The sequence below is a fragment of the Actinomycetota bacterium genome, from assembly GCA_030650795.1.
GTDB lineage: Bacteria > Actinomycetota > Actinomycetes > S36-B12 > S36-B12 > UBA11398.
The window spans coordinates 36,070-48,483 of record JAUSDJ010000028.1 but is presented as its reverse complement, the minus strand read 5'-3'; the positions used below and the strand labels follow the sequence as shown (position 1 = coordinate 48,483).

Here is a 12,414-nt window from a genome sequence, read left to right as displayed (position 1 = left end):
CCACTTCCTTTAAGAATTCAATCTGTGCCAGGCACAATTGAGAGGCTGCCGGAAACCCGTCTTTGTGCGACTGCCCCTGGGTTGATGACCACAGTGGTGAATGCCGACTCAATGAGTGCCGGTCCCGGTATTTGTCTGCCCACCGCAAGGGATTCAAAACGATGGACCGCAGCGTCGACATAACCGTGCCCGCTGAAATAGGCATTGCGTGATGCCGGAGGCGCTGCGAGGATGGCGTTGTCTTTTAATTGCAAGCCGTGTGCAGCGTCTCGAACGCGGCAAGCAACGCTTGCCCCCCAGCCAATCACTTCCATCTCGGAATTCTCGTCACGGATCGCGAACAACTCTTCGTGGGTAAGGTGAAATGCCTCGATCATGGCCGCCAGATCCCTGACCCCTTCGATACGTTTTTTAGGGAGCGCCACATTGATTTCCCAAACTTGCTCGGCATAACGCGCCTCGGCCCAGAACTCAATACTGTGGTGACTTGAACTGCTGCCCTGACTTTCTACAAAAGCCAGGCAGCGCTGCTCCAGTTCTGCCAGTTTCTCGTTCACCGCGTCGTATTGAAAGTCACCGCTACGGGTGTACAGCATGGTCTGAAAACGCATCGACAAATCGGAAATTACTGCACCAGCAGCCGAGAGTGCTGCGCCTACCTGGGGAATAAGCAAGCTCGGCGATTGCAGACGACGGGCAATAAGGACTGAGTTCAAACCTGCAGCTCCCCCGCCACCAATCAGAATTGCGCTGCTCGGATCAATCCCCTGATTGACAGAAATATCCAGGATGGCCTGGACCATGTTTTCGGTTGCCAGCTGGATGATGGCCAAAGCAGCATCCTCCACCGACAATGAGAGGGGAACGGCTACGTATTGTTCGATAGCGATCTGGGCTGCAGCGAAGTCCAGCTTCATGGTCCCGCCAAGAAAAAATTCCGGATCCAGATGCCCCAGTACCACCGAGGCGTCGGTCACGGTAGGCTGCAGGCCACCCCTGCCGTAGCATGCCGGACCCGGCTGCGAGCCGGCGCTTTGCGGTCCGACACGCAGCATGCCGCCACCGTCCACCCAGGCGATAGACCCACCGCCGGCGCCCACGCTCGTCACGTCCACCGAGGCGAAGCCGGTCATATGCCCGATGTAGGGCTGGCCGATCCAGGACTCCCTCGTCCACGGAATCGCGCCGCGCCGGACCAGGCTGACGTCATACGTCGTGCCGCCGGTATCGGCAATAATAGCTGTATCGGTTTGCTCATCGACTTCAGCAAAATACCGTCCAGATACCGGTGCCATCGAAGGCCCGGAGTTCACCAGATAGATGGGTGCAGCCGCAGCCTCCCTGGCATCCATGACCCCGCCTTGCGAAGTCACAACCAAGGTACGACCGGCAAAACCAGCATCGGCGATTCGCTGTGACAAGGTTTCCATATACGCAGTCATCATCGGCTTAAGCGAAGCGTCTATGCAAGCCGATGATGCACGGCGGTATTCGCGCAACGCCGGATTCAACCGATGCGACAAAGTGAACGGAACCCCGGGCAGGTGCTCAGTCAGCAGTTCGCCAATTCTCAATTCGTGTGCAGGATTAACGATGGACCAGAGCAGGCTGACTGCTACCGCCTCCACTTTTCGAGACCGCATAGCGTCGATGGTACGTAGCAAGCCTTGCTCATCGAGCGGCACCAGTTCGCATCCATCAGCCAGGATACGACCACCGACTTCCCAGGTGAGCGAGCGGGGAATATATGGATCAGGAGATGCGACTGTGAAATTGAACGCATCCCCACGCCCGCCTTCGCGCAGAGTCAGCACATCGGGATGACCGGCCGTGGTTAGAAATGCGGTGCGTGCCGTGTTTCCCGTGACCACGGCATTCAGCGCATGTGTGGTACCGTAGATGAACACACTGCTTCGGCCCAGCAGTTCGCGTAGCGTGATGCCAAACTTATTGCTGGCCACTGTTAATGCGTCAATCACCCCGCGTATCGGGTCACTGGGTGTGGTTGATGCCTTGAACATATGCAATTCAGCCGCATCGTCCTCAATGATGAGATCGGTGAAAGTTCCGCCCGTGTCAACTGCAAGACGCATTGCTTATTCCTTTTACTGCTGATTGCTCAAAGATCAAGAGCGCACGGTGAGTCCGAGCTGAACACGCGCCTCTGAGGGTGTGGCCACGCTCATTCCAATGTTTTCAATGATGCTGACGGCACGCTCCACCAATTGCGCGTTGGTGGCGAAAACGCCCCTTGAAAGGTAGAGGTTGTCTTCCAGGCCAACGCGCACGTTGCCACCCAGCAAAGCAGCCTGCGCCACCATTGGCATCTGGTTACGGCCAATCCCGAATGCCGCCCAGTGTGCTCCCGGGGGCAGCAAGCCTTTTTGATAAAGGATGGTTTCCACACTGGCAGGAGCAGCCCATTTCACGCCAAGCACCATCTGGTACAGGGGTGCTCCTGTGATCACCCCCTCCTGCACCAGTTGGTTGCCAAACAAAATATCGCCGGCACTGAAGACTTCCAGCTCTGGCTTGACCCCCAGGCTCTGGAATCCTTTCGCCATCAGGCGCAAAGTGCGGGTTGTGTTCAGATAAACGAACTCCAGCGGGCCTTCCTCCTGATTACAGGTCGTGATGTCGAGGGAAGCGATTTCAGGCAGGCAATCGGCCAGATGCACCATACGCTCGGCGGCAGGCAACATGTCGCTGCCGGGCAGGCCGCGCGACTCGTCCTCAGGATCCGGCTGAAAGAAAGCTCCGTGCCCACAGGTCAGGTTGATGACAATGTCCACCCCGCTGGCGCGGATTCGGTCGACGACTTCGCGAAACAAGACCGGGTCGCGCGACCCGAGCCTGGTCTCGGAATCCCGAACATGAATATGCACAACGGACGCACCAGCCCTGGCAGCCTCGATGCAGTTATTCGCAATTTCAGCAGGTGTAACAGGAAAATTTGGATGATTCGGATTAAAAGGCGCGTTACCGCTCACCGCACATGTAAGAACTACTTTATTCATGACTGTCACTCCTCCCATTCAACGTTGCCACTGACGGAGATAAGTTCCCCCGTCACTTTTTTTGCTGCATCCGACGCCAGGAAGAGAACCATGTCGGCGATCTCCGACAACTCCACCATGGTCCTCATCGAGATGTATTTCAGGACATCACGCGTCACCTCATTGATCGGCTGCTTCAGCTCATCCGCCCTGTCACTGATGATTTTTCGCATGCGCGCGTTGTTGATCGCCCCGGGCAAAATGGCATTGCAGCGGATGTTGAACGGGCCGAGTTCACGGGCCGCATTCAACGTCAGCCCTTCAACGGCAAACTTCGAGGCCACATAGGCTGTTCGCGTGGGCAATCGGGTGCGGGTCGAACCGGTCGAAAAATTGATGATCGACCCGTGCCTGAGTGCCTTCATTCCCGGTATGACCTGCTGCATGCAGTAAAACATTCCGCCTACATTGACTGCCATCGTTTTTTGCCAGAGCGACACGTCGATATCCTCAATGTTTGCGCGGGGCCCGCCAATACCGACGTTATTGACCAGCACAGTTACGTCCCCCATCCATGAGCAATCAGCTATGACCCGCTTGACCGCCAGGGGGTCATCCACGCTTGCGAGCGTCCCCTTGATAGACGGATTGGCCGCCAGCGTGCGCTCCAATGCTTCACTGTTCACGTCGCAAATATGAACCTTGTCGCCGCGTGCGGCAAACGCTTCGGCGATGACCCGGCCCACGCTGTCGGCCCCTCCGGTGATGAGCACGTTCTCAGTCATGGGCTTGCTTTCCTGTTATGCAGATCATCATCAGTGGGCGGCTGAACCAGCCGAGATGCCTTCGTCCGCCAGCAGGCAGCTACCGTGCATTGCACGGCTGTCGTCGCTGGCAAGAAAGAGCGCGACCGCAGCAATGTCGTCCACGCTGGAAAACGCACGTCCGCTGGGCGTGATGGCCGTCATCGCTTGCATGGCCGACGGATTGCTGCGCAGCGTAGCGTTCATGGGGCTGGCGGTGTTGCCGGGGGAAATCGCATTGATCTGGATGCCGAGCGGGGCAAGCTCCAGCGCCAGCGCACGCACCATCTGCACGACAGCGGCCTTGGTGGCGCAGTACACGGCATAGGTCGCAACGCCATAGACCGAGGCCACCGAGGCCATGCACACGATTTTGCCGCGCTTGCGCGCCTTCATACCGGGAACGACTGCACCGATGCAGTTCCAGGTGCCTTTCAGATTGATATCCACCATTCGGTCGAAATCTTCTTCGGGCGTCGCACCGGCCGGTGTCGGGTAAAAAACACCGGCCGCATTCAGCAGGATGTCAACGGGACCCAGGTCGCGCTCCACATCGACCACCAGTGCGGCAACTTGCGCCGAATTGCGGACATCGCAGACATAAGGGCGTGCTACGCCTCCAGCCGCCATGATGCCATCCACCACGCCCTGCGCCTTTTCAAGGCTGGATGAACTCAGCACGGCGACGTGCGCGCCTTCCTGAGCATAGAGTCGTGCGATGGCCTCCCCTATGCCCTGCGACCCGCCACTCACAATTACCACTTTTTTTACTAGTTTCATGGCTCAACTTTCAATTCAAGAAGATTTTCCACAGAATCCGGATCGCAACGCCTCCGGAACCACAAAGAGAACACGGCACAACAAAACGGATAAATCATAATTTATGATCATTATTAGTTTTTGTGATCATAAAAACTAATTAAACGGATTTGATCACAAAATTAAAGGAAGATCAAATAAAATTTCAATTAAGCGAAACTCAGGTAGCCAGTTACAGCGTCAGGTTCGAATACCTTATTCAGTGACCTGCGACGCGGCATCGCGGGTAATTGATCAGCTATGGCATAAAAGTCATCTCGCTGCCCCTTGTGTAACACACGAAAGAACATACCAAAATATGAAAACCAGCCTGACCAGTACCAGTGGAAATCCTGCTGATCGGACCCTGTTGAAAAAAACGAAAGACAAGCTTCCAACCTTATCGCTTGCCCCCCTCAAATCAGAGTTCAAAACGGATACGACACAAAATCGTGCATATCAGGCGCTCAAAATGGCGGTCCTGGGCGGTGCGTTTTACCCTGGCACCAGCGTGACACTGAGCAAGCTCTCCGATATGTTGGGTACCAGCGAAATGCCAATTCGTGAGGCTCTCAAAAGGCTCACGGCAGAAGGTGCGTTCGAAGCCTTGCCCAATCGCTCGGCGCGGATCCCGGTTCTACCCCGGTCTGTGGTCAAGCAGATTCTGGAGTTGCGGGTCGAGCTGGAAAGCAGTGCTGCCGCGCAGGCTGCCGAGCACATATCCAAGCATCACATTGACCAATTGATTGCACTGGAACAAGCGATGACGACGGCGCTTGCTGATCGTCAATTTGCGCGTTACGTATCGCTCAACATGGAGTTCCACTTTTTGATCTACCGACTGGCTGACAATGAACCCCTGCTCTCGCTGATAGAAGCCTTATGGTTAAGAATGGCACCGGTCGTCGCATTCAATCTGACCGAGGCCCAGAATGCGGAAGCCCAATTTGATCCGGAGGGATTATCCCATCACGTGAACATCATCAAGGCATTCCAGGAACACGATTCAGTCAAGGCTAGCCAGGCGGTTCGGGCAGATTTACTCCACCCTGGAACCCTTGCAAATTACTTGCAGGAACTGCCCGCTATTTCGCGCCCAAGCAAAGCCAACGACCAAGTGCAATAAAGCCAAACTGACTGAGCTTGATCGTTTGAAGAAAGAGAACATCAGGCGCAGGACCGAGAGGTGCCGTTGCCGCGATCGTTCAAAGCCTGCGTTAAATTAACTTGACGCCAGTTTTAGACTGCAATAAGTCCAGCGTCACCCCTGGCGCCATTTCAACCACCTTCAAACCTTGCGGCGTCACGTCCATCACCGCCAAATCAGTGATGATGCGGTCGACCACACCCACGCCCGTTAACGGCAAGGTGCAGTTTGGTAAAATTTTCAGGTCTTCGGTGCCGTCTTTCTTCTTGGCCACGTGCTCCATCAAAATGATGACGCGCTTGACGCCTGCGACCAAGTCCATCGCACCACCCATGCCTTTGACCATCTTGCCTGGAATCATCCAGTTGGCCAAATCACCCTTTTCACTGACCTGCATCGCACCCAAAATACTGAGGTTGATTTTGCCGCCGCGAATCATGGCAAAACTCTCATGGCTGCCAAAAATAGACGAACCTTTGATGGTGGTGACGGTTTGCTTGCCGGCGTTGATCAGATCAGCATCGACCGCGTCGTCGGTAGGAAACGGGCCAATCCCCAGCATGCCGTTTTCTGATTGCAACCAAACTTCAATATTCTTGGGTACAAAGTTAGCTACCAACGTGGGGATACCAATGCCCAGATTGACATAAAACCCGTCTTGCAACTCCTGCGCAGCGCGCGCAGCCATTTGATCTTGTGTCCATGCCATGATTAGCTCCCTGCCTTTTCGGTGTTCGTTTCCGTAATGGTTCTTTTTTCGATGCGTTTCTCCGGTGTCGCGTTCAGCACGATGCGGTGCACATAAATTCCGGGCAGATGAATATCGTCGGGTGCGAGTTCGCCCACTTCGACAATTTTTTCAACCTCAACCACACAAATTTTGCCAGCCATGGCCGCAGCCGGGTTGAAATTGCGAGCGGTCAGATTGAAACGCAAATTACCTGATTTGTCTGCTACATGGGCTTTGACAAGTGACACATCCGGGTTGAGTGCGAGTTCCATGACGAATGTCTCCTGGACACCATCCACTTCAAATTCACGCAGTTCTTTGCCTTCGGCGACCAGCGTGCCGACGCCGGTTTTGGTGAAAAATGCAGGGATGCCCGCGCCGCCAGCGCGCAGCTTTTCGGCCAAGGTGCCCTGCGGGGTGAAGTCCAGTGCCAGTTCACCCGCCAAGTACTGACGTTCAAACTCCTTGTTTTCACCTACATAACTAGAAATCATTTTTTTGATTTGTCTGGTTTCAAGCAATTTACCCAAACCAAAGCCATCAACACCGGCGTTGTTGGAGATCACGCTGAGGTCTTTGACACCGCTGTCACGTAGCGCATCAATCAGCGCCTCGGGAATGCCGCATAAACCAAAACCACCGACGGCCATGAGTTGCCCGTCTTTGACGATACCTTTGAGCGCTGCTGCGGCGCTGGGATAGAGCTTATTCACTGATGCAATCTCCTTCTGTAAATGAATTGCTATACGATACTACTTAACCGCATACGTAGTTTTTCGTAGAGTACAACCCTTGAACCTCATCTATCACCAAACCGTCATGGACATAGACTACCGCCTCGCTTTTGACTTGGCCCCGGTTGGCCTGATCCTCTCACGCAACCGCACCATGGTGGACTGCAACCAGCATGTTTGCGAGATGTTTGGCACCTCACGCGAACGCCTGGTGGGGCAATCATTCCAGATAATTTACCCCAGTGCAGATGAATTTGAGCGAACGGGTATACGCATCACGCCCATTCTGAACCGTAGCGGGACCTATTCAGACAACCGCATCATGAAGCGCGTGGATGGCCGCTTTAAAGGCGAAACCTTTTGGTGTCACGTGACAGGCCGAGCTCTGAATCGCGATGCGCCACACGAGACGGGTATTTGGACTTTTGAAGATTTGAGTTCAGAACGTCCCGTCAAATCCGAACTGACTGCACGAGAACGCGAGGTTGCAGCCCACCTGCTGGACGGACTGACCAGCAAGGAGATCGGCAGGGCACTCACCATCAGCCCTCGCACGGTCGAGATTTACCGAGCTCGCCTGATGCGCAAATACATGGCATCTACAACGGCGGATTTGGTGCATAAGCTCATGAGGGGCTAACTATTTTCAACTGCCCGCAAATATCAAATGCGACTGTTTTAGCGAACTGGCAAATATTTTGCCGGGTCAACCGGTTTACCTTGACGTCGCACCTCAAAATGGAGCATGACCCTGTCGGCATCGCTACTCCCCATGTCAGCGATTCTTTGTCCTTTTTTGACCATTTGATCTTCTTTCACCAATAACGTCTGATTGTGCGCGTAGGCCGTGAGGTAGGTTTCATTGTGTTTAAGGATGACCAGATTGCCATAGCCACGCAAGCCAGAACCTGCGTACACCACACGACCATCAGCGGATGCAACAACTGGATCCCCGAGCTTGCCTGCGATTTTCAAGCCCTTGTTTTTTACCTCGTCAAAACCTGCGATCAAGGCACCATTGCTGGGCCAAATCCAGGCAATATCATCTTCTGGCGCAATGGTTGGGGTTGGGGATGCAATTGGTGCTGCAGGCACCGCCACCACCGGTGGGGGTTTTGTTGTGGTCACGGCACTTGAGCCTGACGACACCGGACTAGGCACCGCGATACCCACCGTACTTTCAGGCGGCGCAACCCGCAACACCTGACCCACTTCAATTTGATTGGGGCTCTCCAAATTATTCCAGCGCACAATGTCACGCCAGTTTTGGCCCGTGCTACGGCCCACCTGCATGATCGTGTCGCCCGGTTTGATGGTGTAGTAACCCGGTTTACCGGCATTGCTAGCGCCGGACAGACTTGGCAGGGGTTTGCTATCTATGGCGTTCGCAGGCGACTGAACACCCATTTTGCCGTCGTTGCGATCCTCTACCGGCGCGCGGGACATCCGAGACGAGCAGCCCGTGAGTTCGAGCAATGTCATGGCCAGGAGAAGCGCCATTCCCAACTTGGGTAATTGATATAACTTGCGTACTACGCTGTTTGATCTGTTCATCATGATCCTCATCATTCTCATCATTCTTTGCTGTTACAACTCACCTACTCGCTCTGGAATGACACTTTCGCGTCAAAAGCATTCGTAAGCTGTAAGATTTAACCCAAGCCCGATTTTAGAGGCACAAACTGCACAAGCTCTAAAACAGAGCGTTTGATACCTGAAGTCGTTTTATCAATGACCACCAAAGATTGCTCACTCCGCGCAATATTCGCTACTGGCGCCACGATGCGACCACCCACCGCCAATTGATCTATCCAGGCCTGCGGGATGGCGTCACCCCCCGCAGCGGCGATGATGCCCGTGTAAGGTGCACCTTTGGCAAAACCCAGCATGCCATCACCAAATAGTAGATGTACATTTTTGAAACGAAACTGCCTGACATTATTCTGAGCTTTTTCATACAGGCCACGCAAGCGTTCTATGCTGTAAACCTCCTGCGCCAAATGGCTCAAGACGGCCGCCTGATAGCCACAACCTGTGCCGATTTCAAGCACGCGGCCCAGTGGCGCGTCCTTGCCCTTAAATAGTAACTCAATCATTCTCGCCACGACATTCGGTTTGGAAATCGTTTGCCCCCAACCGATGGGCAAACTGGTGTCCTCATAGGCCTGATTGGCCAGTGCTGTATCTACAAAATGGTGTCTATGCGTGGCATTTAATGCGGCTAACACCCGTGTGTCCTGAATACCTTGCCGCTCTAACTTTTTCACCATATTCGCTCGTACGGCACTCGAATCCAGACCCATGCCATGGGTGATGGTCACAACACGCTTCGAAACTTCAGAACCAGAACCAATACCTTTTCTTGGGGATAAATCAAATTTCGCAGGAAAAGAGGGTTTGTGCTTCATCTTTAGGCGGGTATGGCAAGTGAACGCGTCCATCCGCTGATGGCAGCGTGCTCCGTCAAGTCGGTTTTCAAAGGTGTAACAGCGACATGGCCATGTGCCGTTGCAAAAAAGTCCGTCCCTTGTGAATCGTCTTTGGCTGGCCCCGAGCCTGCGATCCAGTACATGGTTCGTCCATGCGGGCTCGTCTGGGTGATGACTTTTTCAGACGCATGCCGCCGACCCAATCGGCAAACCTGGGTGGGCTTGATTTGATCGTACGGCAAATTAGGAATATTTACATTCAACAGCCAGGGTTGCGCCAGAGGCCCTGCTGCTTCAAGTTGTTTGAGCAACTGCGCAACAATATCACGCGCTTTCAAGGCTGCCGCGTCAATGTGCTGCCAGCCTTTTTGAACTTGCGAAAACGCGATTGCCGGAATGCCAAACAAATAGCCCTCCATGGCCGCGCCTACGGTGCCCGAATAAATGGTGTCGTCACCCATATTGGCACCATTATTGATACCCGATACGACCAGATCAGGCTGGTACCCCAACAAGCCTTTCAGGGCGATATGCACACAATCAGCGGGGGTTCCGTTAACAAATCTGAAGCCATTGACCGCGTGCTCCACATACAAAGGGGCATGGAGTGTCAGTGCATTCGACTTGGCGCTGTTGTTAATTTCAGGCGCCACCACCTCCACATCAGCCACAGTTCTAAGTGCTTCATACAAAGCGACCAAACCTGGTGCTTGATAACCATCATCGTTGCAAATTAAAATTTTCATGCGAATTAAATTTACTGCATCATTGTAGGTCGCTGGCGAGACAGAAAATGGTCAAAGCACAGCCTATTATCGACGTTGATCTTATTCGGTTTACCGTACCCATATTCACTTTTGCACTTTTAATTTAGCAGGACACCTTTATGCACGCTTGGCTCTGTGAAACCCCTACCGGTATTGACGCTTTGACGTGGAAAGAACTCCCCACGCCCAGCCCTGCGGCGGGTGAAGTACTTATTCAGATCAAAGCCGCCAGTTTGAATTTTCCGGACGTCTTGATTGTTCAAAACAAATACCAAATCAAACCACCCCTGGCTTTTGTACCTGGCTCAGAATATGCAGGTGTGGTGCAAGCTGTAGGGACTGACGTAAAACACTTGAAAGTGGGGCAAAATGTCGCTTGTTTAAGTGGCACTGGCGGTTTTGGTACACATACCCTCGCCCCCGCTGCGTTGTGCATGCCGCTGCCCGATGGTTTTTCGTATGTGGATGCAGCCGCATTCATCATGATTTATGCCACCTCGCACCACGCTTTGGTAGACCGTGCGCAGCTCAAAGCGGGCGAAACAGTCCTCGTTTTGGGGGCAGCAGGTGGCGTGGGTACGGCAGCCATTCAAATCGCGAAAGCTTGCGGAGCCAAAGTCATTGCGGCAGCGTCTACTGATGAAAAATGCGCCTTATGCACCTCCATTGGTGCTGACGCCACCATCAACTACACCACCCAAGACCTGCGCGCCACCCTCAAAACCTTGACGGACGGCAAAGGCCCCGATGTCATTTATGACCCCGTTGGTGGCGACTACACCGAGCCTGCGTTCCGCTCGATTGCCTGGCGTGGCCGTTATCTGGTGGTTGGCTTTGCAGCGGGGCCGATTCCGGCTTTACCCTTTAATTTAATGCTTCTCAAAGGTGCATCGGTCGTTGGCGTATTTTGGGGCGATTTCGCCAAACGTGAACCCCAAGCCAATGCGGCCATGATGGGCGAGTTGGCCTCCTGGTATGCCAAAGGCACGATCAAACCCGTGATCGACAGCACCATGCCCATGTCTGAACTCAAGTCCGCCTATGCCCACATGAACTCACGCGCAGTCAAAGGCAAGCTGGTTTTGGTGAATTAAGGCTATAATCCAAGGCTTGCGGTGGCTGTAGCTCAGTTGGTAGAGTCCAGGATTGTGATTCCTGTTGTCGTGGGTTCGAGCCCCATCAGCCACCCCATATGAATAAACGAAAGCCTGCTACGTATTTTATAGCAGGCTTTTTTTGCTTTGGACTCATGTAGCCACCATGTAGCCGCCAGTACAGTGTTTTGTACCATTTTTGCGTCTTTTTGCCAGATTCCGAATATTGGATTCCACTCATTGAGAGTGAAAACGAGTAGGCTCCAGTAGGGGTAAACTGATTTGCAAACGCCAGTGCACGTTTTTCGTCTTTCTTATCAGAGCAGCGCATGAAAGCGCCAGATCTCCTAAATTTCGACGATTAAGTTCAGCCAAAAACACTTTCAACATGAAATTCAATGACAACCCAACCATTAAAGATGCCTGGTGGGATGAACTTGAGCGTTTTGAATACGATGACAGTGACTTCGACACGGCGGCATGCGCCGAACTGGCTGATGAATTGGAATTGTTCAGGGTCCAGGCGTTCACCGACCCGAACTTTCTCGAGTCGTTTGCTGAATGGGAGGAATACATATGGGACAAGAGATTGTGGCTGGCTCTGGAGCAATGTTGCCATGAAGGGGTGTTGTTGCCTATGGGTCAAAGGGAGCTACGCGTAAAGTCCTGTCCCGAGGAGTTGCTTGTTAGTCTTCGTCATTTTTTTGGGCATTGCCCCACCCATGTCAAGCACCACCTTGCCTTGCAGTACTGGTTAGTGATGAGAATGGAGCGAGCAAGGCGCACAGGAAGCCCCGATTGGCGTCCAGAGACCGCAAAGCCGTGTTCACCTACCAAAGACACTGTTTTCTTCCAGCCCCCGAAACTCACCGTGCGAAAGTACACCGGCTAACGCCAATGGTGCGTGCACTAAGCT

13 protein-coding genes and 1 tRNA gene are annotated in these 12,414 nt (G+C 53.6%); 5 read left to right on the top strand and 9 right to left on the bottom strand.

Features of this window, described 5'->3' with window-relative positions; all coding sequences use genetic code 11:
- Nucleotides 1–17: 17 nt before the first annotated feature.
- Genes Q7L55_09250 through Q7L55_09235 form a run of 4 tightly spaced genes read right to left on the bottom strand, consistent with a single transcriptional unit; the run spans nt 18 to nt 4,579 of the window.
- Nucleotides 18–2,093 carry a hydantoinase/oxoprolinase family protein gene (locus tag Q7L55_09250; GenBank protein MDO8732738.1) on the bottom strand — a complete coding sequence of 692 codons (2,076 nt, stop codon included), beginning with the start codon at nt 2,091–2,093 and terminating at the stop codon, nt 18–20.
- 33 nt (nt 2,094–2,126) lie between these two features.
- Nucleotides 2,127–3,017 carry a 3-keto-5-aminohexanoate cleavage protein gene (locus Q7L55_09245; protein ID MDO8732737.1) on the bottom strand — a complete coding sequence of 297 codons (891 nt, stop codon included), beginning with the start codon at nt 3,015–3,017 and terminating at the stop codon, nt 2,127–2,129.
- Between the two features lie 5 nt (nt 3,018–3,022).
- Nucleotides 3,023–3,781 (bottom strand): SDR family oxidoreductase, encoded by a 759-nt coding sequence (locus Q7L55_09240; protein ID MDO8732736.1) that lies wholly within the window; start codon nt 3,779–3,781, stop codon nt 3,023–3,025.
- Nucleotides 3,782–3,811: 30 nt separating this feature from the next.
- On the bottom strand, nt 3,812–4,579 hold the full coding sequence (locus Q7L55_09235) for an SDR family oxidoreductase (protein MDO8732735.1): 768 nt from the start codon (nt 4,577–4,579) through the stop codon (nt 3,812–3,814).
- A 337-nt stretch (nt 4,580–4,916) separates the two neighbouring features.
- On the opposite strand from Q7L55_09235, the gene Q7L55_09230 reads away from it, so the two are divergent.
- Nucleotides 4,917–5,723, top strand: coding sequence for a GntR family transcriptional regulator (locus tag Q7L55_09230; protein ID MDO8732734.1), 807 nt, complete (start codon nt 4,917–4,919; stop codon nt 5,721–5,723).
- 91 nt (nt 5,724–5,814) lie between these two features.
- Here the strand turns inward: Q7L55_09230 and Q7L55_09225 are convergent, their stop codons facing one another.
- Both Q7L55_09225 and Q7L55_09220 read right to left on the bottom strand, forming a co-directional pair.
- The gene (locus Q7L55_09225; protein ID MDO8732733.1) at nt 5,815–6,453 is read right to left on the bottom strand and encodes a 3-oxoacid CoA-transferase subunit B; all 639 of its coding nucleotides are present in this window, start codon (nt 6,451–6,453) and stop codon (nt 5,815–5,817) included.
- A gap of 2 nt (nt 6,454–6,455) precedes the next feature.
- Nucleotides 6,456–7,187: a CoA transferase subunit A gene (locus Q7L55_09220; GenBank protein MDO8732732.1), complete on the bottom strand. Its 732-nt coding sequence runs from the start codon at nt 7,185–7,187 to the stop codon at nt 6,456–6,458.
- A 106-nt stretch (nt 7,188–7,293) separates the two neighbouring features.
- Here Q7L55_09220 and Q7L55_09215 point away from each other — a divergent pair, with 106 nt between their 5' ends.
- Entirely contained in the window at nt 7,294–7,848 is a 555-nt protein-coding gene (locus Q7L55_09215) for a PAS and helix-turn-helix domain-containing protein (protein ID MDO8732731.1), read from the top strand.
- A 38-nt stretch (nt 7,849–7,886) separates the two neighbouring features.
- Here the strand turns inward: Q7L55_09215 and Q7L55_09210 are convergent, their stop codons facing one another.
- The 3 genes from Q7L55_09210 to surE all read right to left on the bottom strand — a co-directional run bounded on the left by Q7L55_09210 (nt 7,887) and on the right by surE (nt 10,383).
- Entirely contained in the window at nt 7,887–8,708 is an 822-nt protein-coding gene (locus Q7L55_09210; GenBank protein ID MDO8732730.1) for a peptidoglycan DD-metalloendopeptidase family protein, read from the bottom strand.
- A 152-nt stretch (nt 8,709–8,860) separates the two neighbouring features.
- Nucleotides 8,861–9,616 carry a protein-L-isoaspartate(D-aspartate) O-methyltransferase gene (locus tag Q7L55_09205; GenBank protein MDO8732729.1) on the bottom strand — a complete coding sequence of 252 codons (756 nt, stop codon included), beginning with the start codon at nt 9,614–9,616 and terminating at the stop codon, nt 8,861–8,863.
- 2 nt (nt 9,617–9,618) lie between these two features.
- Complete coding sequence (surE, locus tag Q7L55_09200; protein MDO8732728.1) at nt 9,619–10,383, bottom strand: 5'/3'-nucleotidase SurE; 765 nt, start codon at nt 10,381–10,383, stop codon at nt 9,619–9,621.
- 140 nt (nt 10,384–10,523) lie between these two features.
- On the opposite strand from surE, the gene Q7L55_09195 reads away from it, so the two are divergent.
- The 3 genes from Q7L55_09195 to Q7L55_09185 all read left to right on the top strand — a co-directional run bounded on the left by Q7L55_09195 (nt 10,524) and on the right by Q7L55_09185 (nt 12,390).
- The gene (locus Q7L55_09195; GenBank protein ID MDO8732727.1) at nt 10,524–11,498 is read left to right on the top strand and encodes an NADPH:quinone oxidoreductase family protein; all 975 of its coding nucleotides are present in this window, start codon (nt 10,524–10,526) and stop codon (nt 11,496–11,498) included.
- 21 nt (nt 11,499–11,519) lie between these two features.
- Nucleotides 11,520–11,595: transfer RNA gene (locus Q7L55_09190), tRNA-His, on the top strand.
- A 291-nt stretch (nt 11,596–11,886) separates the two neighbouring features.
- Nucleotides 11,887–12,390 (top strand): hypothetical protein, encoded by a 504-nt coding sequence (locus Q7L55_09185; protein MDO8732726.1) that lies wholly within the window; start codon nt 11,887–11,889, stop codon nt 12,388–12,390.
- Nucleotides 12,391–12,414 lie beyond the last annotated feature (24 nt).

Excerpts from the sequence above, each read along its gene's own strand:
- Q7L55_09250 (MDO8732738.1), bottom strand. The coding sequence starts at position 2,093 with ATGCGTCTTGCAGTTGACACGGGCGGAACTTTCACCGATCTCATCATT.
- Q7L55_09245 (MDO8732737.1), bottom strand. The coding sequence starts at position 3,017 with ATGAATAAAGTAGTTCTTACATGTGCGGTGAGCGGTAACGCGCCTTTT.
- Q7L55_09240 (MDO8732736.1), bottom strand. The coding sequence starts at position 3,781 with ATGACTGAGAACGTGCTCATCACCGGAGGGGCCGACAGCGTGGGCCGG.
- Q7L55_09235 (MDO8732735.1), bottom strand. The coding sequence starts at position 4,579 with ATGAAACTAGTAAAAAAAGTGGTAATTGTGAGTGGCGGGTCGCAGGGC.
- Q7L55_09230 (MDO8732734.1), top strand. The coding sequence starts at position 4,917 with ATGAAAACCAGCCTGACCAGTACCAGTGGAAATCCTGCTGATCGGACC.
- Q7L55_09225 (MDO8732733.1), bottom strand. The coding sequence starts at position 6,453 with ATGGCATGGACACAAGATCAAATGGCTGCGCGCGCTGCGCAGGAGTTG.
- Q7L55_09215 (MDO8732731.1), top strand. The coding sequence starts at position 7,294 with ATGGACATAGACTACCGCCTCGCTTTTGACTTGGCCCCGGTTGGCCTG.
- Q7L55_09210 (MDO8732730.1), bottom strand. The coding sequence starts at position 8,708 with ATGGCGCTTCTCCTGGCCATGACATTGCTCGAACTCACGGGCTGCTCG.
- Q7L55_09205 (MDO8732729.1), bottom strand. The coding sequence starts at position 9,616 with ATGAAGCACAAACCCTCTTTTCCTGCGAAATTTGATTTATCCCCAAGA.
- surE (MDO8732728.1), bottom strand. The coding sequence starts at position 10,383 with ATGAAAATTTTAATTTGCAACGATGATGGTTATCAAGCACCAGGTTTG.
- Q7L55_09195 (MDO8732727.1), top strand. The coding sequence starts at position 10,524 with ATGCACGCTTGGCTCTGTGAAACCCCTACCGGTATTGACGCTTTGACG.
- Q7L55_09185 (MDO8732726.1), top strand. The coding sequence starts at position 11,887 with ATGAAATTCAATGACAACCCAACCATTAAAGATGCCTGGTGGGATGAA.